The sequence below is a fragment of the Jatrophihabitans sp. genome, assembly GCF_036000465.1.
GTDB lineage: Bacteria > Actinomycetota > Actinomycetes > Mycobacteriales > Jatrophihabitantaceae > Jatrophihabitans.
In genome coordinates, this window is the sequence record NZ_DASYFV010000021.1 from 20,176 (window position 1) to 41,915 (window position 21,740).

At 72.4% G+C, this 21,740-nt stretch carries 20 protein-coding genes; 11 read left to right on the forward strand and 9 right to left on the reverse strand.

Features of this window, described 5'->3' with window-relative positions; translation table 11 throughout:
• Positions 1 to 5 precede the first annotated feature (5 nt).
• Positions 6 to 1,163: an ester cyclase gene (locus VGN18_RS08305; RefSeq protein ID WP_327539203.1), complete on the forward strand. Its 1,158-nt coding sequence runs from the start codon at positions 6 to 8 to the stop codon at positions 1,161 to 1,163.
• Between the two features lie 13 nt (positions 1,164 to 1,176).
• Here VGN18_RS08305 and VGN18_RS08310 read toward each other — a convergent pair whose 3' ends face one another.
• Positions 1,177 to 2,676: a N,N-dimethylformamidase beta subunit family domain-containing protein gene (locus VGN18_RS08310; protein ID WP_327539204.1), complete on the reverse strand. Its 1,500-nt coding sequence runs from the start codon at positions 2,674 to 2,676 to the stop codon at positions 1,177 to 1,179.
• Between the two features lie 60 nt (positions 2,677 to 2,736).
• A complete protein-coding gene (locus tag VGN18_RS08315; RefSeq protein WP_327539205.1) occupies positions 2,737 to 3,936 on the reverse strand; it encodes a ScyD/ScyE family protein in 1,200 nt (399 codons plus the stop codon).
• A gap of 293 nt (positions 3,937 to 4,229) precedes the next feature.
• On the opposite strand from VGN18_RS08315, the gene VGN18_RS08320 reads away from it, so the two are divergent.
• Positions 4,230 to 5,108 carry a patatin-like phospholipase family protein gene (locus tag VGN18_RS08320; RefSeq protein ID WP_327539206.1) on the forward strand — a complete coding sequence of 293 codons (879 nt, stop codon included), beginning with the start codon at positions 4,230 to 4,232 and terminating at the stop codon, positions 5,106 to 5,108.
• Positions 5,105 to 6,226, forward strand: coding sequence for a YbhN family protein (locus VGN18_RS08325; RefSeq protein WP_327539207.1), 1,122 nt, complete (start codon positions 5,105 to 5,107; stop codon positions 6,224 to 6,226). Before VGN18_RS08320 ends, VGN18_RS08325 begins: the two co-directional genes overlap by 4 nt.
• Here the strand turns inward: VGN18_RS08325 and ggt are convergent.
• Positions 6,160 to 7,986: a gamma-glutamyltransferase gene (gene ggt / locus VGN18_RS08330; RefSeq protein WP_327539208.1), complete on the reverse strand. Its 1,827-nt coding sequence runs from the start codon at positions 7,984 to 7,986 to the stop codon at positions 6,160 to 6,162. The two genes, VGN18_RS08325 and ggt, sit on opposite strands and share 67 nt — an antisense overlap.
• A 160-nt stretch (positions 7,987 to 8,146) precedes the next feature.
• Between ggt and VGN18_RS08335 the strand changes: the two genes are divergently transcribed.
• The 3 genes from VGN18_RS08335 (at position 8,147) to VGN18_RS08345 (ending at position 10,476) form a co-directional block, all read left to right on the forward strand.
• On the forward strand, positions 8,147 to 8,500 hold the full coding sequence (locus VGN18_RS08335; protein WP_327539209.1) for a metalloregulator ArsR/SmtB family transcription factor: 354 nt from the start codon (positions 8,147 to 8,149) through the stop codon (positions 8,498 to 8,500).
• Positions 8,497 to 8,955, forward strand: coding sequence for an SRPBCC family protein (locus tag VGN18_RS08340; protein ID WP_327539210.1), 459 nt, complete (start codon positions 8,497 to 8,499; stop codon positions 8,953 to 8,955). The genes VGN18_RS08335 and VGN18_RS08340 overlap by 4 nt, the downstream gene beginning before the upstream one ends.
• A 72-nt stretch (positions 8,956 to 9,027) precedes the next feature.
• On the forward strand, positions 9,028 to 10,476 hold the full coding sequence (locus VGN18_RS08345) for an MFS transporter (RefSeq protein ID WP_327539211.1): 1,449 nt from the start codon (positions 9,028 to 9,030) through the stop codon (positions 10,474 to 10,476).
• Between the two features lie 6 nt (positions 10,477 to 10,482).
• On the opposite strand, the gene VGN18_RS08350 is transcribed toward VGN18_RS08345, so the two are convergent.
• Positions 10,483 to 10,836, reverse strand: coding sequence for an STAS domain-containing protein (locus VGN18_RS08350; RefSeq protein WP_327539212.1), 354 nt, complete (start codon positions 10,834 to 10,836; stop codon positions 10,483 to 10,485).
• A gap of 88 nt (positions 10,837 to 10,924) precedes the next feature.
• Complete coding sequence (locus VGN18_RS08355) at positions 10,925 to 12,157, reverse strand: NAD(P)/FAD-dependent oxidoreductase (RefSeq protein WP_327539213.1); 1,233 nt, start codon at positions 12,155 to 12,157, stop codon at positions 10,925 to 10,927.
• 113 nt (positions 12,158 to 12,270) lie between these two features.
• On the opposite strand from VGN18_RS08355, the gene VGN18_RS08360 reads away from it, so the two are divergent.
• Positions 12,271 to 13,227, forward strand: coding sequence for a peptidoglycan-binding domain-containing protein (locus tag VGN18_RS08360; protein WP_327539214.1), 957 nt, complete (start codon positions 12,271 to 12,273; stop codon positions 13,225 to 13,227).
• Positions 13,228 to 13,230: 3 nt separating this feature from the next.
• Here VGN18_RS08360 and VGN18_RS08365 read toward each other — a convergent pair whose 3' ends face one another.
• On the reverse strand, positions 13,231 to 13,722 hold the full coding sequence (locus VGN18_RS08365) for a MarR family winged helix-turn-helix transcriptional regulator (RefSeq protein WP_327539215.1): 492 nt from the start codon (positions 13,720 to 13,722) through the stop codon (positions 13,231 to 13,233).
• An 87-nt stretch (positions 13,723 to 13,809) separates the two neighbouring features.
• Here VGN18_RS08365 and VGN18_RS08370 point away from each other — a divergent pair, with 87 nt between their 5' ends.
• The 4 genes from VGN18_RS08370 to VGN18_RS08385 all read left to right on the forward strand — a co-directional run bounded on the left by VGN18_RS08370 (position 13,810) and on the right by VGN18_RS08385 (position 18,145).
• A complete protein-coding gene (locus VGN18_RS08370) occupies positions 13,810 to 14,328 on the forward strand; it encodes a VOC family protein (RefSeq protein ID WP_327539216.1) in 519 nt (172 codons plus the stop codon).
• 87 nt (positions 14,329 to 14,415) lie between these two features.
• On the forward strand, positions 14,416 to 14,697 hold the full coding sequence (locus VGN18_RS08375; protein WP_327539217.1) for a GlsB/YeaQ/YmgE family stress response membrane protein: 282 nt from the start codon (positions 14,416 to 14,418) through the stop codon (positions 14,695 to 14,697).
• Positions 14,698 to 14,833: 136 nt separating this feature from the next.
• The gene (serA, locus tag VGN18_RS08380; protein ID WP_327539218.1) at positions 14,834 to 16,045 is read left to right on the forward strand and encodes a phosphoglycerate dehydrogenase; all 1,212 of its coding nucleotides are present in this window, start codon (positions 14,834 to 14,836) and stop codon (positions 16,043 to 16,045) included.
• Positions 16,046 to 16,306: 261 nt separating this feature from the next.
• Positions 16,307 to 18,145: an acyl-CoA dehydrogenase gene (locus VGN18_RS08385; protein WP_327539219.1), complete on the forward strand. Its 1,839-nt coding sequence runs from the start codon at positions 16,307 to 16,309 to the stop codon at positions 18,143 to 18,145.
• A 53-nt stretch (positions 18,146 to 18,198) separates the two neighbouring features.
• On the opposite strand, the gene VGN18_RS08390 is transcribed toward VGN18_RS08385, so the two are convergent.
• From VGN18_RS08390 to allB, 3 genes are read right to left on the reverse strand one after another with little or no spacing between them, the layout of a single operon-like run.
• Positions 18,199 to 19,386 (reverse strand): DUF6986 family protein, encoded by a 1,188-nt coding sequence (locus VGN18_RS08390; RefSeq protein WP_327539220.1) that lies wholly within the window; start codon positions 19,384 to 19,386, stop codon positions 18,199 to 18,201.
• Between the two features lie 11 nt (positions 19,387 to 19,397).
• Entirely contained in the window at positions 19,398 to 20,423 is a 1,026-nt protein-coding gene (gene alc, locus VGN18_RS08395; protein ID WP_327539221.1) for an allantoicase, read from the reverse strand.
• A complete protein-coding gene (gene allB, locus VGN18_RS08400) occupies positions 20,420 to 21,736 on the reverse strand; it encodes an allantoinase AllB (RefSeq protein ID WP_327539222.1) in 1,317 nt (438 codons plus the stop codon). Before allB ends, alc begins: the two co-directional genes overlap by 4 nt.
• Between the last annotated feature and the right edge of the window lie 4 nt (positions 21,737 to 21,740).

Sequence of the window (21,740 nt, forward strand, 5' to 3'; positions counted from 1 at the left end):
CGGACATGGCCGACGCAGCGAGGACGAAGACCGAGCCGGTCGCGACGATCGACCCGTACCGCCCGCACCGGGCGATGCCGGGCGACTTCGGCATCTCGATCGGCGAGAAGGGCTCGACCCGGCGCTGGCTGCGGGTCGATCAGGGCGCCCGGCGGCAGAGCATGGCCGGCTTCGACGACACCTACGTCGACATCGTCGACTACATCCTCCGGGTCACGCACCGGATCTGGGAGGAGAAGGACATCGGCCAGATCTACAAGACCTACCGGCACAACTCGAAGGTCGTCGACGACTCCGGGCTGCAGTACGGGCGCGACAAGATCGTGGCCGACACCGTGCACACCATCAACGCCTTCCCCGACGTGCGGCTCTACGCCGACGAAGTGATCTGGGCCGGGGACGACCGCGCCGGCTTCCACACCTCGCACCGCACGGTGATCGTCGGGCACAACACGGGGTTCTCGCGCTGGGGGCCGCCGACCGGACGCCTGGTGGTCGTGTGGGCCATCGCGAACTGCGTGGCGCTGGAGAACGAGATCTTCGCCGAGCACGTGATCTACAACCACGTGAGCCTGCTGCGCCAGCTCGGTCTCGACGTGCGGGCGCTGGCCCGCGAGTTCGGCAACCGCGCGCTCGCCGACGCGTCGGGCGCCGATCCGCGCTTCGGCGAGGTCGAGCGGTTGCTGGGCCAAGGCACGCCGAGTGAGACGCCGGGGCCGGTCGCGGCGCACGAGGACGTCGAGGCGTTCCTGCGCTACGCGTACCACCACATCTGGAACTGGCGCAGCCTCAACGTGGTCGACGACGTCTACGCCGCGACGCTGCGGTTCCACGGCCCGGGCGACCGCGAGTACTACGGCCGCGGCGCCTACAAGTCCTTCGTGCTCTCCCTCATCGCCACCTTCCCCGATCTCGCCTTCGGAGTCGACGACGTCTACTACATGGGCAACGAGCAGGACGGCTACCTGAGCTCGACCCGGTGGAGCGCGGTCGGTACCCATCGCGGCTTCGGCAGCTACGGACCGCCGACCGGGCGCCAGGTGCGCATCTGGGGCATCAGCCAGCATCGCATCGTCGGCGGGCGCATCGTCGAGGAATGGCTGATGTTCAACGAGTTCGAGATCCTGCAACAGCTGCTGCGCGACGCGGACACCCGCACCTGACCGCGGCGGCCGATCACCGGTCGAGGCCGAGCGCAGCCAGGTTGTCGACGGCCGGATGCGCGCGCCCGGCCGGGCCAAGCGCGAAGGCGCGCAGCAGGGTGTCGGTGACGGTCCGCACGACCGTGCTCGTGCGGGCCGGGACGGGTTCCTGGCAGCTGTCGCGCACCGCGCAGGCCCACGCCATGGTGCCGGCGTCGAACACGCCGGCGCCGCCGGGCGCCACGAAGTAGGTGGCCTCGGCGTGGTTGAGCGGTCGGTGGTGCTGGCACCGCACCGGCGAATGGAGCAGCACCTCGATCGGACGCGGCGTCGGGTAGGAGAGCTCCACGGCGTCGGTCTCGTGCCAGAGCAGGTCCGGCAGGTGCTCACCGGCGCCGAGACGCAGGCCGGCGAACAGCCAGTTCGACGGGTCCACGACGACCGCCGGCGCGGTCGGGGCACCGGCGAGCACACAGCCGTACTGCGCACCGATGAGCCGCGACTCCGGATCGGCGTAGGGCGCCTCGGGCCAGTTCGCGGTGGTCGCGCGACTCAGCAGCGGATCCTCGAGCGCGTACTTGTAGTTGGTCTCCAGCCGGTCGGGCCCGAGCGTCGTCGCCGCCATGCGGATGCGGCGGTAGATCGCGTTCGCGCCGAGGAAGGCGAGGTTCGTGCCGGCGTCGCGTGCGGCCGTCAGCGCCGCGCGCATGGCCGGCGACCAGTACTCGTCGTGGCCCATCGACACCACGGCGTGGGCGCCGGCCAGCAGGTGCGGGACGGTCGCGAGGTCGAGGGCGGTCACGTAGTCCAGCCGCAGCCCGAGCCGCTCGCCCTCGGCCAGCACCGGCAGCTCGCCGGCGATGAAATCACCCGCGCCCGGCTTCGTGTACGGGCGGTCGAAGCTGACCGCCCTCGAGCGGTTCAGCCAGGTGCCGTCCTCGCCGGTGTACAGGCTGCGTCCGCCCCAGCGGTTGTAGGCCTGCCACGTCGTCACCGGGCTGATCAGCACGACCCGCCCCGCGGCCGATCCGAACCGCACGGTGAGTGGCACGTACTGCTCGCCGCCCCCGGCGCTGTCCAGCCGCAGCAGGTAGTCGCCCGGCGCCCAGGTCGCGGTGTCGATCGACAGCGACGGCGCCCAGGGGGCGACGACGGTGCCCGTCGCGGCCGGCTCGACGATGGCGGCGGGCTGGCGGTGTCCGGGGAGTGAGGGCGACGTCCAGGTGAGGCGGCCGAATTCGCCGCCGTACCAGCCCATCCGGAACGCCCGGACCCGGAACGAGCGGGCCGGGGTGGAGACGAACAGCCGGACCCGCTGCCCCGGCAGCACGCTGATCGGCGCGGCGAAGCCCTCGATGCCGCCGTCGTGCTGGGGCGGGATCTGCCAGGCCAGCCGCTCGCCGACCCCGGCCGGCGGCCGGACGGGCCGCGGCGCCGGGCTGGTCGTGACCGGCGGGGCCGGGTGCAGGGCCCCGCCGGTACAGCCGGTCAGCAGGCCCGCGGCCAACGCCAGCACCGCGAGTGCTCGACGCATTCGTGCACGGTAACCCCGCCGGGCCCGGAAGTCCCTGAGCCCGGCGGGGTCGGTCGTCGGTCAGTCGTCGTGGTGGTGGCGTCCGGTCGACAGGCGCATCACCGCGCCGTTCACGCCGGGGGCGGACGACCCGACGGTGACGTACATGGCGCCGTCCGGCCCCTGCGCGATGTCACCCGGCAGGGCGAGCTGGCCCGCGCCGAAGCGGTCCTGCACGGTGGGGTGCCGGAACGGGATGCGAACGACGTCGCCGGGCGGTGTCGCGCTGAACCCTCCGGCGAACATCTCGGTCGCCCAGAAGTTGCCCCGGCGGTCGAAGGTGCAGCCCGTGACGGTCGTCAGTCCGCTGGCCCACAGCGTCGGCGCGGTCGGGAAGTTGGCGTTCGGGTTCACCCGCCACACGTCGGACAGCCCTCCGGTGCCGGGGGCGATCAGGTTGGCGACGAGGTGCAGGGTGCCGACGTAGAGGTAGCCGTCCGGCCCCTGGGCGATGCAGGTCGGGGTGGCGTCGCGGAACGGGGCGGACGTCTCGTTGGGGATGTAGGCGACGAGGCGAGCCGTGCCGTTGCGCATGATCTCGCTGATCGTGTTCGCCCCCGCGTCGGCCACGAAGGTGCGAGTGCGATCGGAGTGCCCGAAGCGCGTGACCAGCACGCCGAAGGGGTTCGAGTCGGGGAAGTCGCTGGGGAACAGGCTCGTGTGGTCGGACGTGAACTGGTACATCTGCGAGCCGACGTCGGCCTTCTGGGTCGCGGCTCCGGTGCGGCGGTCGAGCTGGTAGAGCTTGCCGGCCTGCGGGGCCGTCACGTGGCCGCCGGTCGCGGCGAGGACACCGGGCGTCGACTCGCTCATGATGAGGGTGATCGGGCAGCTGCCGCGCTCGTCGGAGTTGCACCGGCCGCCCAGCGAGCTGAGTCCCTCGGGCCCGAGAACGTCCGGGGGCGCCGTGGGGTTCTCGGTGACGTAGAGCGAGTCGAAGCCCGTCGACCAGATCGGCGACGAGTGTCCCAGGCGGAACTTGTCCACCTTGCCGCTGGTCGTCGTTCCGACCGGGCCGACCCCGATGACACCGGATTCGGCGACGTACATCGCCCCCCGGCCGTCGAAGGTGATACCGCGTGGAGCGGCCAGGCCGCCGACGACCATCGTGATGTGCGGTGCGCCGCTCGCGGCGGCCGGCGGAGCGCCGGCCAGGAGCGCGGCCGTGACGGTCGCTGCGGTCAGTAGGGCTGTTCGGACTCGGACACTGCGATGTGTCATCTCATGACCCCCGCGTCGTGCGCCGGGCCCGACCCGGTGCCGGGTCCTCGGCGGCAGGGGGGACGGTAGAACCGGCTGTGAGAGCGGGCAACAAGCCGTCCGGAATTGATCGACTCACCCGTGACCCGCGCCCTGGCATAGCCGTCGAACCCGACATACCTCCGTCGTGATCGTGTCGCAATGCTGCCGCCGTGCCCGGGTCGTCCGCTTCGGAATTTCGCTTGCATCGCGGGAATACCGGAGGCATCCTCCGGCTTGACCGGTTATCAGGCCGAGCGGCGGGCAGGTGCGCGATGACACGATCGAGGGACGACGGCTCGGTGATCGACGACGGTTCGCCCCGCGCCGGCCGGGTGGCGTTCGTGTTCCAGGGCGGCGGGAGCTTGAGCGCGCCGCAGGTCGGCATGCTCCGGGCCCTCACCGAGGTCGGCATCGAACCGGATCTCGTGATCGGCACCTCGGCCGGCGCGTTGAACGCGGTCGCGTTCGCGAGCGACCCGACGCCGGCCGGACTCGACCGGCTCGAGGAGCTCTGGCACAGCCTGCGTCGCCGGCACGTCGCCGGCATCTCCAGCCGCACGCTGGCCCGCGCCCTGGTCGGCCGGGTCGACGGCCTGTTCGACCCGGCCCCGCTCGCCCAGCTGCTGGGGGCCGACATGGTGCCGGCCGACCTCGCCGCAACCGCGATCCCGGCGCATGTCGTCGCCACCGAGCTGGTGACCGGTGAGCCGGTGGTGATGTCCGACGGCGACACCGCGTCGGCCCTGCTCGCCTCGGCCGCCTTCCCCGGCATCTACCCGCCGGTGCGCCGCGCCGGCCTGCGCCTCGTCGACGGTGGGGTCGCGGCCGACATCCCGATCCTGCAGGCCGAGGCCCTCGGCGCCACGACCTCCTACGTGCTGCCGGCCGCCGTCGCCGACGACCGGGGCGCCCAGCTGCGCGGACCGCTCGCGATGGCCTATCACGCCCTCGGCCAGATCCTCGACTCGACGGCGCGGCGCGACGCCCTCGCCGCCGCCGGTGAGGTGCACCTGCTGCCGGCGGCGACCAGCCCGGCCACCAACCCACTCGACTTCCGCGAGACCCGCCGCCTGATCCGGGACGGGTACGAGCTCGCCTGTTCCTGGCTCGCCACGCAGGGCGACGGCTCCAGGCGCCCGACGTTCGCATGAGCGTCATCGAGGTCGCCGACCCGGTCGAGGCGGTCGTGGCCGGGTCCGGTCGGCGGTTCAGCTGGAAGGCGGCGGCGATCGGGCTGCTGGCCGCCGGCCTGCTCGTCGAGCTGGACCTGGTCGTGCCCTACCTCGGCCGGGCGCTGTCGACCCTCGACGACCCCGACCTGCGCTGGGTCCTGCTCGCGGTCGCCGCCGAGGTCGTCTCGATGGGCGCGTTCGCCCGCGCCCGACGCCGCATGCTCGCCGCGGGCGGCACCCGGGTGTCGGCCCGCCGGATGGTCGGGCTGACGTACGCCGCGAACGCGGTCAACGCCAGCCTGCCCGGCGGTGCGGCCCTCGCTGTGGGGCTCGTGTTCCGCCGGCTGCGGTCGTGGGGAGCGACGGTGCCCGCGGCCGGCTTCACGATCCTCGCGTCGGGCGTGCTGAGCTCGGTGTCGTTCGCCCTGCTCGCGATCGTCGCCGCGGTGGTGGCCGGCGACGGTGGCACCGGCTCGGTGCTGGTCATCGCCGTCGTCGTGGCCGCGGTGCTCGCCGCGCTGGTCGGCCGCCGCTTCCTGCGTCCCGGCCTCGGGCTGCAGGTCGTCTCGGCCGGGCTGGTGCGGGCGAACCGGGTGCTGCGCCGGCCGGCCGACGCCGGCCTCGCCCAGCTCCGCCGCCTGATCGTCGACGTCACGGCCATCCGGCCCCGGAACCGGGACTGGCTCGCCGGACTCGCTTTCGCCGGGCTCAACTGGCTGGCCGATCTGGTCTGTCTCGTCGCGTCCTGCCGGGCCGTCGACGCGCGCGGCGTCACCCTCGTCGTCGTGCTCGTCGCCTACATCGCCGGCATGAGCGCCGCAGGGCTCTCGTTGCTGCCCGGCGGCCTCGGTGTCGTCGACGCCGCCATGATCTTCGCCCTCACGCAGGGCGGCATCGGGGTCGTCCCGGCCACCGCCGCCGTGCTGCTCTACCGCGCCGTCAGTCTCGTCCTGGTGGTCGCCGTCGGCTGGGTCGCCCTGGGCGTGGCCCGGGTTAGCGCCCGACGTGCCCGGCGCTCACCCGTCGGCATTCAGCCGGTCGGATCGACGACCAGCGCGCTGCCCCCGAACGAGCGCACGGGCTCGGCCGCGGCCTGATACCGCCCGTGGCCGAGCGACTGGATGCCGGTGGCGTTGCCGATCCAGGACTGCGACGGCAGCACCGGACCGGTGAGCGTGTTGAACGTCTCGCCGTACTGCGCGGTCAGCCGCGCCGCGACCGGGCTGGCCGAGAACGCCGGCTCGGCATCGGTCCGGGCCGAGTTGCGTTGCGAGGCGCGCGGGGCCGCGATCGCCGCCGGCAGCGACATGCCGAAGTCGATGTGGTTCAGCAGGATCTGCAGGACGGTCGTGATGATCGTCGCGCCGCCGGGCGAGCCGACCGCGAAGTCGAACCGGCCGTTGCGCAACACGATCGTCGGTGACATCGACGAGCGCGGCCGCTTGCCGGCGGCGGGCAGGTTCGGGTCGTAGGTGCTCGGCGTCGCCGGGGCGAAGTCGAAGTCGGTCATCTCGTTGTTCAGCAGGAAGCCCGCGTGCGGCACGGTGATGCCGCTGCCGGCGAGCTGCTCGATGGTGTTGGTGTAGCTGACGACGTTGCCCCACTTGTCGGCGACGGTGAGGTGGTTCGTCTCCATCCCCTCGTTGTCGGGCGTGCCCGCCTTCGCGGCCGACGTGCAGCCGGTGTACGGCGGGTACGGGCGGCCGGGCAGGACCGGCGAGGTCAGCGCGGTCGAGCCGATCAGGCAGCGACGGGTGGCGGCGTAGGCGGGATCGAGCAGGCCGTGCTGCGGAACGTCGACGTAGTCGGAGTCGCCGATGTAGGCGTTGCGGTCGGCGAAGGACAGCCGCGACGACTCGAGGTAGTGGAACAGCGCCTGGGCCCGGGGCTCCCTCGACAGGTCGTAGCCGGACAGGATGTTGAGCGCCTCGCCGATGGTGATCCCGCCCGAGGACGGCGGCGGCATGCTGTAGATGTCGCGCCCGCGGTAGCTCACCTTTGTCGGCGCCCGCTCCGGAGCGGTGTAGGCGGCGAGATCGGCCCGGGTCATGCTGCCGGGACGGATCGGGAAGGTCGCGACACCGGGGTACACCGGCGGGTGCTGCACCACCTCGGACACGGCGGCGCCGAGCGGGCCCCGGTAGAGGTAGTCCGGACCGTGGGCGGCGAGCTGCTGGTAGGTCCGCGCGAGGTCGGGGTTCTTCAGCGTGCTGCCGACGGGCAGCGGCTGGCCGGCCGCGGTGAGGAACAGCTTGCGGCTGCCGGTGAACGACTGCAGATCGGCCAGCGCGATCCGCTCCTGCTCGTTGAAGTTCGGGTCGATGACGAACCCGCGCCGGGCGACCCGGATCGCCGGCTGCAGGTCGCTGCCGAACGACTTGCGCCCGTAGGCCCGCACCGCGTTCGACCACGTCTTCACCTGGCCCGGGACGCCGACCGAGAGACCCGAGCGCCGTGCCTCCTCGAAGGGCAGCGGCTTGCCCGTCGCCGGGTCGATGAACTGCCGCGAGGTGCAGGTGGCCGGGCACTTCTCCCGCCCGTCGATGGTGACGACACGGTGCTCGCGGGCCAGGTAGACGACCATGAAACCGCCGCCGCCGGGGCCGGCGACGAACGGTTCGGTGACGCCGAGGGCGGCGGCGGTGGCGACCGCGGCGTCGACCGCGTTGCCCCCGCCGCGGAGCACGGCGATGCCCGCCTTCGACGCGTCGAAGTCGGCCGAGGCGACCGCGCCGCCCGCACCGGTGGCGGTGGGTTGCTTGACCTGTCTCGGGGCGGCGGCGCCGGTGGCCGCGGCGACGCCGGTCCCGGCGAGCGCGAGTGTCGTGAACAGGCTGACGAGTGGACGGATCCGCACGGTCGGTCACCTTCCGCTGGGGCGCGTCGGCCGGCTGGCGGGCCGCGCTGCATTTCCCCGCCTACCCAGGAGTGGGCCCGGTGAAACACGATTCGTCCATATATCCAGCGTTTTGCCGGGTCGCCTTGACAGATCGCGTCCTGACCCAATACTTAAGTCCATGCTTAACCAACTGGGCGGGGTGGATGTGCTCTTCCATGCGCTCGCCGACCCCACCCGCCGCGGCATCGTCGAGCGGCTCGGGCACGGCCCGGCCTCGGTCAGCGAGCTGGCAGCGCCGTTGGCGATGTCGCTGCCCGCGGTGGTCCAGCACCTGACCGTGCTCGAGCGCAGCGGCCTCGTCAGCACGCAGAAGGTGGGCCGGGTGCGCACCTGCCGGCTGGAGCTGACCCGGCTCGCGACCGTCCAGGACTGGATCGCGGCCCGGCAGAGCGGCTGGGAGCGCAGCCTCGACCGACTCGGCGACTACCTCGCCGCCCATCCCGACAACCCCACCGAGGAGACCCCGTCATGACCGAACGTTCCGTCGTCCACGCGTCCTTCACCATCGAGCGCACCTTCCCGGCGTCGCCCGAGCGGGTGTTCGCGGCGTGGGCCAGCCAGACCGCGAAGGCGCAGTGGTTCGGTCCGGACGAGACCGATCCCGGCGCCGAGCACACCCTCGACTTCACCGTCGGCGGGCGCGAGCGCCTGCGCGGCGCGATCCCGAACGGGCCGACCTACGCCTACGACGCGGTCTACCAGGACATCGTCCCGAACGAGCGGGCCGTCTGGTCCTACGACATGCACCTGGACGGTCGCCGGATCTCGGTCTCGGTCGCGACGATCGAGATCACCGGCGTGCCCGGCGGCGCCCGGTTGGTCATGACCGAGCAGGGCGCGTTCCTCGACGGTCTCGACACCAACGCCCAGCGCGAACAGGGCACCGCCGAGATCCTCGACAAGCTCGGCACGGTCCTGACCGCGTAGCCCGGGCTGTCGAAATCCGGCCGCCAGGTTCGACGTACCGATGACCCGACCCGCTGAACGCAGGAGAACGCGATGACCGCCGACCGACGCCGCTGGGCCGCCCTGATCGTGCTGTGCACCGGCATGCTGATGATCGTTCTCGACCTGACCGTCACCAACGTTGCGCTGTCGTCGATCCAGGCCGACCTCGGCTTCTCCGACGCCGGGCTGGCCTGGGTCGTCAACGCCTACATGATCGCGTTCGGCGGCCTGCTGCTCCTGGCCGGACGCCTCGGTGACCTGCTCGGCCGACGCCGGGTCTTCCTCACCGGCCTCGCCGTCTTCACCGTCGCCTCGCTCGGCTGCGGGCTGGCCCAGAGCCAGGCGGTGCTCGTGGCGGCCCGCTTCGTGCAGGGCGTCGGCGGGGCGATGACCTCGGCCGTCATCCTCGGCATGATCGTCACGATGTTCCCCGAACCGCGCGAGCTGGCGCGGGCCATCGGCGCCTTCGCCTTCGTCGCCTCGGCCGGCGGCGCGGTCGGCCTGCTGGCCGGGGGCGTGCTGACCCAGACGATCAACTGGCACTGGATCTTCTTCATCAACATCCCGTTCGGGGCGGTCACGGCCGCGCTCGCGCGGCGCCTCGTCGACCACGAGGACGGCATCGGACTCGGGCGCGGGGCCGACCTCGCCGGCGCGCTCACCATCACCGCGTCCCTGATGATCGGCGTCTATGCCATCGTCGGGCCGGCCGCGAGCGACGGCTGGACCGATCCGGCCACGCTCGGCCTCGCCGCCGCGTGCCTGGTCCTCCTCGCCCTCTTCCTCGCCCGCGAGCTCACCGCGGCGCAGCCGCTCGTCCCGCTCGGCATCTTGCGCTCGCGCAACGTCACTGGCGCCAACCTGATCCAGATCGCCAGCGTGGCCGGCATGTTCGGCATCTTCTTCATGCGCTCGCTCTACCTGAAGAAGGTGCTCGGCTACGGCGCGATGGACATCGGCTTCGCCTTCCTGCCCACGACGGTGCTGATGGGGGCGCTCTCGGTGCGCTTCACCGAACCGCTGGTCTCCCGCTACGGCGCCCGCTCGGTCATGGTGACCGGGCTCGCCCTCATCACCGCCGGCCTCGTCTGGTTCACCCAGGCACCGGTCGACGGGACGTACCTGGTGCACGTGCTGCCGGTCATGGTGCTGCTGGGGATCGGCGCCGGGCTCGCCTTCCCGGCGCTCATGACGCTGGCGATGTCGGGCGTGACCGCGGAGAACGCCGGGCTGGCATCCGGTCTCGTGAACACGACGGCCCAGGTCGGCGCCGCGCTCGGGCTGGCCGTGCTGGCCACGCTCTCGGCGTCACGCAGCCTCGACCTGTCCGCCAGCGGCGCGTCGGTGCCGGCCGCGCTGACCGGTGGCTATCACCTGGCGTTCTGGGTCGCGGCCGCTCTGGTCGGGCTGTCGATCGTCATCGCGCTCGTGGTGCTCGAGACCCCGGCGCCGGCCGAGCAGGTCGTGACCGGACGCGAGTTGGTGACCGAACCGGCCTGAGAGCTCTCAGTCCGACGGCTGGACGAAGAGGTCGGCCCCGCGGATCGCGTCGACGACGCGGGGACCGGCGTTCTCGAAGACCAGCATCCCGCCGAGCTCGGCGATCGACCGGTGCGCGTCGACGAGCTGCTCGATGACCGCGGGATCGCCGACCTCGGCGTCGGACAGGTCGACCCGCAGGTAGCGGCGCCCGCTGCAAACGTGGGTGCGCAGGATGCTGACGAGCAGCGCGCTCGTGTGGGGGAGGAGCGCCCCGGTGACCCGGATGCCGGCGCGCAGCGTGTCGGCCGAGAGGGTGGCGACCTCGAGGCCGGCCGCGGCGACGGCCCCGGGGCTCGTCGCGGCGGTGGGCTCGAGCACGGGCTCCGCCACAGCTCCTCCGGAACAGCCACCAGCGCCGTCGCACCCCGCGACGGTCGCTGTCGTCATACCCGGAAGGTGCGGCCGATCAAACCGCCGGACTGCTCCGACCCAGCCGGGCAATAACGGCATCGGCCGCGCGGCGCCCGGAGACGAGCGCCCCCTGGATCGACGCGGTGTCGCGGTGGTCGCCGGCGACGAACCGGCCGTCGCCGAGGTCGACCCGACGTTGCAGCGGCTGCCCCGGCGGCACCGCGGGCAGCGCCCGGCCGATCGCGTAGGTGCCGGCGAGCTCCCACCCGGCGGGCTCGACGCCGTAGATCCGGCCGGCCTGGGCCCGCACCGCGGATTCGAGTTCGGCGCCGTGCGCCCCGAGGACCGTCGTGGCGACGAGCGCCCCGCGGTCGGCGTAACCGGGCGCGACGTTCGAGACGACGGCGGTGTTGACGATCGGACCGCCGCGGTCGAGGTCGATGTGCAGGAGCCGGTTCGTCGCGGGCGGTTGGGCGGCGAGGTGGTAGTAGGTGGTGAGTGCCTTCATCGCCGGCGCCGGCCGCCCCAGCAGCGTCCCGGCGGTCACCGGATCGGCGGCCACGACCACGGCCCGCGCGGCGACCGTCCCGTCGTCGGTGACGACCGACCGGCCGTCGAGGCGGCGCACCGCGGTGTTCAGCCGCACGGTGCCGTCGGGCAGCCGCGCGGCGAGCTGTTCGGGCATGGCCTGCATGCCGCGCGCCGGGACGGCCGGGGTGCCCCGGACGAAGCTCCGCAGCAGGAACTCGCCGAACCGGCGCGACGTGAGCAACTCGTCCTCGGCCACGACGCCGGCCAGGAAGAGCCGCACGATCTCACCGATCTCGCCGGTCAGGCCGTGCCGGTGCAGCGTCTGCTCCAGCGACTCGTCGGGGCAGCGGCGGATGCGCGCGACCGGACCGAAGCCGACCGCCGCGCCCCAGCGGGCCGCGGCCACCTTCTCGCGCAGCGAACCGAACGGCGCCCGCACCGACGGCAGCGCCGCCGACGGCAGCCGCAGCGGGTCGCCGAGGGTGTGGCGCGCGCCGCCGCGGTGCACGGTGACACCGGCGCCGAACGACCGGAGATCGAGGGCGTCGAGGTCGAGCACGCGCCTCGCCTCGGGGTAGGCCGGGTTGAGCAGCTGGAAGCCGTGGTCGAGCTGCAGCCCGTCCCGCCGGTCGGTGCGCACCCGCCCGCCGACGGCGTCCGACGCCTCGAACACCTCGACCTCGAGCCCGGCCAGATGCAGCCGCACCGCGGCGGCCAGCCCGGTCAGCCCGGCTCCCACGATCGCGACGTCCGCCATGCGGTCGACCCTACGGACATCCGGGGTTCAGGTTTGCGCCAGCCGGGCCGATAGGCATGATGATCAAGCGGGATACGTCGGCGGGGAACCGAACATCGCGAAGGACCTCAGTAATGCCCCGACTGCTCACGCGCAGCCTCGTCAGTCTCGTCATCGCCACCCTGGCCGCTGTCGGCCTGGGCGTGGTCGCCCCGGCCGCGCTGGCCACCGCCCCCCGCATCCCGGCCGGGCTGCCGACCTCGATCGAGCCGATGGCCGACTACGTCGAGCAGACGACCTGCGACCCGCACGTCCGGCCCGGCACGCTCGAGCTGGCCCGCCTGCTGGCCGCCACCTACGGCGCGGTCGGTTCCAGCTGGAACTCGACGTACGCGTGCGGCACCGACGGCACCCGCAGCGAGCACTACGACGGCCGGGCCATCGACTGGATGGTCAGCGTGCGCGACACCCGCCAGAACGCCGCCGCCCGCGCGACCCTCACCTGGCTGCTCAGCACCGACAAGGCCGGCAACCGGTTCGCCATGGCCCGTCGCCTCGGGATCATGTACATCATCTTCGACAACAAGATGTGGGGTGCCTGGGACGGCCGCTGGGCGGACTACAACGGCTGCTCGAAGCTGCTCTCCCGGGCGAACGACAACGCCTGCCACCGCACCCACATGCACATCTCGCTCGGCTGGAACGGCGCGATGGGACGCACCTCGTTCTGGACGCGGCGGGTCGCCGCGAACACGGACTTCGGTCCGTGCCGCCCGGCGGATCTGAACTGGGCCCCGCGCTACACCGGCGCGCGCTGGTCGCCGTGCGCCGACTACAGCAAGGTGTCGGCGGCATCGAGCGCGAGCGCGACCAAGAAGGCCCTGGTCAAGTACTCCGGCGCCGAGCTGTACTGGTCGTTCCGCGGCCCGGCGGTCATGGCGGTGCAGGCCGCGCTGCACATCCCGGCGACCGGCGTCTACGACATGAGCACCGTCAACGCGGTCAAGCGCTTCCAGGCGGCGCACCACCTGCCGGCGATGGGCCCGATGTACCCGTCGACCTGGCGCGCGCTGCTCAAGGTCACCCGCTGACGGTCACGCGCCCGGGTCGAGGCACTCCGGGTCGGCCGGACCCCGCTCGACCCGGGCGATGATCGTCTCGCCGATGGCGGCGAGCTGCTCGAGCTGTTCGTCCGACAGCCCGTCGATCACGTAGCGCCGCACCGTGTCGACGTGACCCGGCGCGGCGGACTCGAGCACGGCGAAGCCGGCGTCGGTCAGGGTGGCGATCTGCCCACGCCCGTCGGTCTCGTGTTTCGTCCGGACGACCCAGCCGCGCTCCTCGAGCCGGGCGACCGCGTGCGACAGCCGGCTGCGCGAGGAGAGGGTCAGGTCGGCCAGCTCGCTCATCCGCAGCGAGCGCTGCTCGGCCTCGGACAGTCGCACCAGCACCTCGAAGTACGCGTGCGGCATGTCGGCCTCGCGCTGCAGCTGGCGATCGAGGGCATCGAAGAGCACCTTGGTCGATTCGAGGTAGGCCCGCCACGCGCGCTGCTGCTCGGCGGTCAGCCATCGTGTCGTCGCCACGGCGGGAATCGTACGGATGCGGCTTTGGTTGAACCTTCAACGAAGCGGACGTAGGCTCGTCCGGCCCGATCCACCAGGAGCTGACCCATGGCCATCCACCGCCTGAACCACGCCGTCCTCTACGTCCGCGATGTCGCGGTGAGCGTCGCCTTCTACCGCGACGTGCTCGGGTTCGAGGTGCTGATGGAGCTCGGCGGCAAGGCGGCCTTCCTGCGCGCCCCCGACTCCGCGAACGACCACGACCTCGGCCTGTTCGAGATCGGCGCCCAGGCCGGGCCGTCCCCGGCCGGCCGCTCGACCGTCGGGCTGTACCACCTGGCCTGGGAGGTCGACACGCTCGCCGACCTCGAGACCCTGATGGTGCGGCTCGCCGAAGCGGGCGCGCTGGTCGGCTCGTCGGACCACAGCACCACCAAGTCGCTCTACGGCCACGACCCGGACGGCCTCGAGTTCGAGATCGCCTGGATCGTCCCGGCCGACCGGCTCGACGCCGCTGCGCTCGCCGGTCGCTCGGCGATCCGCCCGCTCGACCTGCGCCGCGAGATCGAGCGTTACGGCGCGACCACCCCGGGCGGCATCGGCATCAGCCGCCCGGCGTCGGTCTGACCTCGTCGATGTATCTGTGACACCGCACAGTTAGGCCACGATCGGGCCGGGGTATCTCCCGGGCAACACTTCAGGAGGTTGTGCCCCATGGGTTTCGTTCTCATGCTGATCCTCGTCGGCCTCATCGCCGGCGCGCTCGCCCGCCTGCTCGTGCCCGGCCGGGATCGCCTCGGCATCGGCGGCACGATCCTGCTGGGCGTCATCGGCTCGTTCATCGGCGGGTTCCTCGGCTACGTCCTGTTCCACAAGGACGCCGCGGCCGGCTTCCTGCAGCCGTCCGGCCTGTTCGGCTCGATCGTCGGCGCGATCATCGCGCTGCTGATCTGGCGCCGCGTCGGCGGTCGCCAGGGGCGGCGCGCCTACCGGTGATGTGTCTGTGACACCCCGGCGCAACGGCGCGCCCGGGCTGTGACCTCGCCCCCGTCCCGAGTCATCGGGGCGGGGGCGGTTCGCGTCCGGCCCTAGACTCGCGAGCGCACCCATACTTCCGTCCAGAGGGTTCTTCATGACCGCCGGCAAGGTCCGCGTCCTGCTGCTCGAACAGATCCACCCCGACGCCGTGGAGATCCTGGTGTCGTCGGGCTTCGAGGTCGAGAGCATCGACCGGGCCCTGGACGAGAACGAACTCATCGAGCGCATCGCCGGCGTGACCCTCATCGGCATCCGGTCGAAGACGCACATCACCGCCCGCGTGCTCGAGGCCGCCACCGACCTCGTCGCGATCGGCGCCTTCTGCATCGGCACCAACCAGATCGACCTCGCCGCCGCGTCCGCGCACGGGGTCACCGTCTTCAACGCCCCGTTCTCCAACACCCGCTCGGTCGTCGAGCTGGCCATCGCCGAGATCATCTCGATGACGCGGCGCCTGACCGAGAAGAACGCGCTCATGCACGACGGCGTCTGGGACAAGTCGGCCGAGGGCGCCCACGAGGTGCGCGGCCGCACGCTCGGCATCGTCGGCTACGGCAACATCGGCACGCAGCTGTCCGTCCTGGCCGAGAGCCTGGGCATGAAGGTGCTGTTCTTCGACACCGCCGACAAGCTCGCGCTGGGCAACGCCCAGCGCTGCCTGACCCTGAAGGACCTGCTGGCCGAGGCCGACGTCGTCACCCTGCACGTCGACGGGCGGCCGGCCAACGCGAACTTCTTCGGCGAGGACGACTTCGCCGCGATGCGGCCGGGCTCGCTGTTCCTCAACCTCTCCCGCGGGTTCGTCGTCGACTACGTGGCGCTGCGCTCGCACATCGAGCGCGGCCACATCGCGGGCGCGGCCGTCGACGTCTTCCCGGTCGAGCCCAAGGGTCGCGGCGACGAGTTCAGGTCCGAGCTGCGCGGGCTGGCCAACGTCATCCTCACCCCGCACATCGGCGGCTCGACCGAGGAGGCCCAGCAGGACATCGGCCGCTTCGTCGCCGGCAAGTTCCGCGACTTCGTGCTCAGCGGCTCGACCTCGATGAGCGTCAACGTGCCCGGCCTCGCCCTGCCGCGGGCCCAGGGCACGCTGCGGCTGATCCACCTGCACCGCAACGTCCCCGGCGTGCTCGCCCGGGTCAACGGCCTGCTCGCGGAGAGCGGCGTGAACGTCGAGGCCCAGATGCTGGGCACCAGCGGCGAGCTGGGCTACGTCGTCACCGACAGCGCGAGCGGCACGACCCAGGCGATCGTCGATCAGATCCGGGCCATGCCCGAGACCATCCGGCTGCGCGTCATCTTCTGAGCGCGCCCGTCCCGGGGTAGCGCGCCGCCCCCGCACATCCCGTTGAGTGGCGAGTTCGGGGGCTGAGTGGCGCGTCTCTCGTCGCCACTCAACCGAGGACTCGCCACTCAACGGGGCCGGGGGGAGCGCGTCTAACGCAGCTGTGGGCCTGCTAACGGTTGCAAGCAGGCCTTGCGACAGTTACTCGCCGGTAATACCCTCGTTGTTACTAGCGAGTAACAGTTGTTGCCCGCCGTCCGTCAGCAGAGCAGGAGCCCTCCGATGGGTCACTTCAAGAGCAACGTCCGCGACATCGAGTTCAACCTCTTCGAGGTCTTCGGCACCGACCAGACCCTCGAGACCGCGCCGTTCGCCGACGTCGACGTCGACACCGCGAAGGGCATGATCGCCGAGGTCGCGAAGCTGGCCGAGGGGCCGCTCGCCGCCTCGTTCGCCGACGCCGACCGCAACCCCCCGGTCTTCGACCCGGACACGAACACGGTGAAGATCCCGGAGTCGTTCAAGAAGTCCTTCAAGGCCCTGTTCGACAGCGAGTGGTGGCGCGTCGAGACGATCCCCGAGCTCGGTGGCCAGCTCGTCCCGCGCACCGTCGTGTGGGCGATCGCCGAGCAGGTGCTGGGCTCGAACCCGGCGCTGCACATGTACATGGCGGGCGCCCCGTTCGCCGGCATCCTCTACGCCAACGGCAACGAGACGCAGAAGAAGATGGCCCAGCGCATGATCGACAACGGCTGGGGCGCCACGATGGTGCTGACCGAGCCCGATGCCGGCTCCGACGTCGGCGCCGGCCGCACCAAGGCCGTCGAGCAGCCCGACGGGTCGTGGCACATCGAGGGGGTCAAGCGGTTCATCACCTCGGCCGTCAACGACATGGTCGGCAACGTGATCCACCTGGTGCTGGCCCGCCCCGAGGGTGCCGGCCCGGGCACCAAGGGCCTCTCGCTGTTCGTCGTGCCGGAGTGGCACTTCGACCCCGAGACCGGTGAGCTGGGCGAGCGCAACGGTGCCTACGTCACCAACGTCGAGCACAAGATGGGCCTCAAGGCCTCGACCACCTGCGAGCTCCGCTTCGGCGAGAACCCGGACGTCCCGGCCCAGGGCTGGCTCGTCGGCGACGTGCACGACGGCATCGCGCAGATGTTCCAGGTCATCGAGCACGCCCGCATGATGGTCGGCACCAAGGCCATCGCCACGCTGTCGACGGGCTACCTCAACGCTCTCGACTTCGCCAAGACCCGCGTCCAGTCGGCCGACCTCACCAAGGCCTCGGACAAGACCGCGCCCCGCGTGGCGATCATCAACCACCCGGACGTCCGCCGCAGCCTGATGCTGAACAAGGCGTACGCCGAAGGGCTGCGGGCGCTCGTCTACTACACCGCGTCGGCGCAGGACCGCATCATCGTCGGCGAGCACAGCGGCGCCGACACCGCCCTGGACGAGGCGGTCAACGACCTGCTGCTGCCGATCGTCAAGGGCGTCGGTTCGGAGCGCTCCTACGACCAGCTCGCCCAGGCGCTGCAGGTCTTCGGCGGTTCGGGCTACCTGCAGGACTACCCGCTCGAGCAGTACATCCGCGACGCCAAGATCGACACCCTGTACGAGGGCACCACGGCCATCCAGGCGCAGGACTTCTTCTTCCGCAAGATCGTCCGCAACAAGGGCGCCGCACTCGGGTTCCTCTCCACCGAGATCACCAGCTTCCTCGAGTCGATCGCCGACGAGGGCCGGCTCAAGGAGGAGGCCGCGGCGCTGAAGAAGGCGCTCGAGGACTTCGGTGGCATCGTCGGCGCGATGTTCCAGCACCTGATGAGCGCGCAGGAGGACGTCGCCAACGTCTACAAGGTCGGCCAGAACGCCACCCGCCTGCTGATGTCGGCCGGCGACCTCATGGTCGGCTACCTGCTGCTCAAGCAGGCCTCGGTGGCGCTCACCAAGCTCGACGGCAACGGCGTCTCGGCCGCCGACCGCGCGTTCTACGAGGGCAAGCCGGCCGTCGCCCGCTTCTTCGCGACGACCGTGCTGCCCGAACTCGCCGCGCGCCGCACGATCGCCGAGTCGATCGACAACGCGCTGATGGACGTCCCCGAGGCGTCCTTCTAGAGCCAGCTCGACGAACGCCCCCTCCGCCCCGTGCGGAGGGGGCGTTCCCCGTTTCAGAGCAGGGCGCGCAGGGTCTCGACGTCGAGACCGGCGCGGGCGGCGACGTCGACCGCGTCGAGGGCCCCGCAGTCGATGCCGCGCAGCAGGAACCCGGCCAGGGCACGGGCCGTGGCCGGCTCGTCGAGCACGCCGCTCCCGGCCCGGTCGCGATAGGCCCGCAGACGCGCGACGGCGGGGTCGGCGCCGTCGCGGTAGAAGGCGAAGGTGGCGGCGAAGCGGGTCGGCAGCTGGGCCGGGTGCAGATCCCAGCCCTGGTAGTAGCCGCGCTCCAACGAGCGCCGGACGAGCCGGGCGTGCAGCGCCCACGCCGCCTGCACCTGCTCGCGTCCGCCGACCGGCAGCACGTTGGTCGAGCCGTCGCAGACGGGCACGCCGGTGCCGGCGGCGGCCACGAGCATGACCGCCTTCGCGTGATCGGCCACCGGGTGCTCCATCGACTGCTGGGCCGCGGCGATGCCGAGCGAGGCGCTGTAGTCGTAGGTGCCGTAGTGCAGCCCGACGCAGCGGCCGAGCGCGGCGTGCAGCATCGGGGCGACGAGGGCGGTGCCGTCAGCGCCGAGGATCGCCTGCGGCGTCTCGATCTGGAGCTCGAAGCGCAGCGTCGGCAGCGTGTACGCCGACTCGAGCGCGGCGCAGAGCTCGACCATCGCCTCGACCTGGCGCACCGAGGTGACCTTCGGCAGCGTGACCCGGAAGCCGCGGGGCAGCGATCCGTAGCCGAGCAGCGACTCGAGGAACAGCTCGAGCGTGCGCAGGCCCCGGCGCCGGGTCGCGCCCTCGAGCGATTTCATCCGCAGCCCCACGAACCGCGGAACGTCGCGCATGCGGCCGAGCGCGATGCCGGCGGCGCGGGCGGCCTCGTCCTCGGCGTCGTCGTCGCGGACGCCGTAGCCGTCCTCGAAGTCGATGCGCAGGTCCTCGATCGGCTCGGCGGCCATCTTGTCGCGCAGGGTCGCCTCGGCGGCGGCATCGACCGCAGGCAGCGGGCCGTGCTGGTCGAGCGCGGCCAGCGCGCCGGCCCGCCACTCGACCACGGTGTGCTCGGCGAAGCGGTCGGCCGGTACGTAGACGGTATGCACGGGCTGGCGCCCCGCGGCCGGCCCGGGGTAGCGGCGCCCGCGCTCGGCGTCGTCGTCGGCCAGCAGCGCGTCGAGCCGGTCGGCGAACGACGGATCGAGCATCCCGTCCCTCCTCAACCGAAGAACTCGGTCGGGTCGACGGCCGCGGCCACGTCGGCCGGCAGGGTGCGCGTCCACCTCGCCGTCACCGCGGCGCGCTGGGCGGGGTCGACGGTGCCGAGCAGGCGCAGCCGGGAGATGCCGCCGTCGGGGTAGATGTCGAGCCGCACCCGCGTGGCGGCCGCGGCGGGGACGGCCCGGAAGCGGTGCTCGGTGTCGGGGACGAGCCGGGTGCGGGGCAGCAGTTCCGCGCCGGTCTCGGCGTCGGTCACCCGGGCCCAGCCCGGGGCGTTGTGCACGAACCGGGTGGTGTCGATGACGATGTGCTCGAGCGCGCCGGGGGCGGCGAGCCGGACCGTCAGCCAGTCGTTGCCGTCGTCCCGGCGGCGCGCGGTCTCCCACCCGTCGGACATCACCTGCGCCCGGCCGGGGGCGAGGGCGTTGGCCGGCGATGCGTAGAACATGTTGCTGCAGCCGTCGACCGCCCCGCCGAGTTCGAGGGCGGCGAGGTCGACCCGGCCGCCCAACCGACGCGGGTCGGGCACGACGTCACCGAAGACGCGCAGCCGGGCGACGCCGCCGTCGGGATGGATGCTCAGGCGCACGTGCGTGGCCAGCTGCGCGGACCCGACCTCGACCAGGTTCGATCCGCCACCGGTCAGCGGGCCGTGGTCGATGACCGTCGCCCATCGGGCGCCGAGCAGTTCGTCGGCGTCCGGGTAGCCGAGCACGGTGGCGATCGCGACCGACGCCGCCGGCGGGTGATTGCCGACGAAGAACGAGGTGTCGACGTCGACCGCGCGGACGACGCCCGGCACGCCGAGGCGGATCAGGGCGACGTCGTCACCCGGCTCGCGGCGCCGCCGGGTCTCCCACCCGTCGTAGACCTTGCCGCGCGGCGCGAAGGCTGCGGGGTCGTGGACGGCCGGCCCGGGCGCGATCAGCGCGTGCACGTCGGCGAACGAGTCGTCGTTGGCGAACAGGACGCTGCCGCCCAGCGCCCGCGAGGCGAGGTCGGTGAGGCGGCTGACGTCGATCACGCGGTTCTCCTCACCGGTGCCCCGTCGCGCTCGCCGGTGAGGCGGCGGCCGGCCAACCAGGTCTGCTCGACGACGCCGCGCAGGGTGCGTCCGGCGTAGGGGCTGATCGGGTTGCGGTGCCTGAGCCGCGCCGGGTCGACGACGAAGGTGTCGTCGGGCGCGAACACGCACAGGTCGGCCCGCCGGCCGGCCGCGACGGCGCCGCGGTCGGTGAGCCGGGTGAGCGTCGCCGGGGCCGCCGCCATCCAGTGCACGACCCGGGCGAGCTCGACGCCGCGGGCGGCGGCCTCGGTCCAGACCGCCGGCAGCCCGAGCTGTACCGACGCGATACCGCCCCACGCGTCGCCGAAGTCGCCGGTGTCGAACCGCTTGGCCTCGACGGTGCAGGGCGAGTGGTCGGACACCACGCAGTCGATCGTGCCGTCGAGCAGGCCGGCCCACAGCGCGTCACGGTTGGCATCGTCGCGGATCGGCGGGCAGCACTTGAACTGGGTCGCGCCGTCGGGGACGTCCTCGGCCCGCAGCGTCAGGTAGTGCGGGCAGGTCTCGGCCGTGACCGGCAGACCGGCCGCCTTCGCGTCGCGGAGCAGCGGCAGGGTGGCCGCACTCGAGACGTGCACGACATGGGTGCGGCAGCCGGTGCGGCGCGTCTCGTCGAGCAGCGCCGTGATGGCCTGCACCTCGGCCGCGTCGGGCCGCGAGGCGAGGAAGTCGGCGTACCGCGGCCCGTGTGCGTCGGCGATCAGCGAGTCGTCCTCGGCGTGGGCGATGAGCAGACCGTCGAACGCGGCGATGGTGCGCATCGCCTCGCCCAGACCGGCGCGGTCGAGCGGCGGGAACTCGTCGACGCCGGACGGCAGCAGGAAGCACTTGAAGCCGACCACGCCCGCGTCGTGCAGCGCGCGCAACTCGCCGGCATTGCCCGGGACCGCGCCGCCCCAGAACGCGACGTCGACCGCGAGCTGGCCCTGCGTCGCCGCCCGCTTCACCGCCAGCGCCGCGACGTCCGTCGTCGGCGGGATGCAGTTCAACGGCATGTCGACGACCGTCGTGACGCCGCCGGCCGCGGCGGCGGCGGTGGCCGTCGCGAAGCCCTCCCACTCGGTGCGGCCGGGCTCGTTCACGTGCACGTGGCTGTCGACCAGGCCGGGCAGCAGCGCGCGGTCGGCGGGCAGCTCGACCACGATCGCGTCGCCCGGATCGGCGGAGTCGACGACGTCGGCGATCAGGCCGTCGCGCACGACCACGTTCGCGACGCGCTCACCCGCGGGCGTCACGACCCGGGACGACCGGAAGATCGTGGCGCGCTCCATCGAT

Coding starts and splice junctions, on each gene's coding strand:
- VGN18_RS08370 (WP_327539216.1), top strand. CDS start 13,810: ATGGCCATCCACCGCCTGAACCACGCCGTCCTCTACGTCCGCGATGTC.
- VGN18_RS08310 (WP_327539204.1), bottom strand. CDS start 2,676: ATGCGTCGAGCACTCGCGGTGCTGGCGTTGGCCGCGGGCCTGCTGACC.
- serA (WP_327539218.1), top strand. CDS start 14,834: ATGACCGCCGGCAAGGTCCGCGTCCTGCTGCTCGAACAGATCCACCCC.
- VGN18_RS08305 (WP_327539203.1), top strand. CDS start 6: ATGGCCGACGCAGCGAGGACGAAGACCGAGCCGGTCGCGACGATCGAC.
- VGN18_RS08335 (WP_327539209.1), top strand. CDS start 8,147: ATGCTTAACCAACTGGGCGGGGTGGATGTGCTCTTCCATGCGCTCGCC.
- VGN18_RS08345 (WP_327539211.1), top strand. CDS start 9,028: ATGACCGCCGACCGACGCCGCTGGGCCGCCCTGATCGTGCTGTGCACC.
- VGN18_RS08360 (WP_327539214.1), top strand. CDS start 12,271: ATGCCCCGACTGCTCACGCGCAGCCTCGTCAGTCTCGTCATCGCCACC.
- VGN18_RS08390 (WP_327539220.1), bottom strand. CDS start 19,386: ATGCTCGATCCGTCGTTCGCCGACCGGCTCGACGCGCTGCTGGCCGAC.
- VGN18_RS08340 (WP_327539210.1), top strand. CDS start 8,497: ATGACCGAACGTTCCGTCGTCCACGCGTCCTTCACCATCGAGCGCACC.
- VGN18_RS08320 (WP_327539206.1), top strand. CDS start 4,230: ATGACACGATCGAGGGACGACGGCTCGGTGATCGACGACGGTTCGCCC.
- VGN18_RS08355 (WP_327539213.1), bottom strand. CDS start 12,157: ATGGCGGACGTCGCGATCGTGGGAGCCGGGCTGACCGGGCTGGCCGCC.
- VGN18_RS08325 (WP_327539207.1), top strand. CDS start 5,105: ATGAGCGTCATCGAGGTCGCCGACCCGGTCGAGGCGGTCGTGGCCGGG.
- VGN18_RS08315 (WP_327539205.1), bottom strand. CDS start 3,936: ATGACACATCGCAGTGTCCGAGTCCGAACAGCCCTACTGACCGCAGCG.
- VGN18_RS08385 (WP_327539219.1), top strand. CDS start 16,307: ATGGGTCACTTCAAGAGCAACGTCCGCGACATCGAGTTCAACCTCTTC.
- allB (WP_327539222.1), bottom strand. CDS start 21,736: ATGGAGCGCGCCACGATCTTCCGGTCGTCCCGGGTCGTGACGCCCGCG.
- VGN18_RS08375 (WP_327539217.1), top strand. CDS start 14,416: ATGGGTTTCGTTCTCATGCTGATCCTCGTCGGCCTCATCGCCGGCGCG.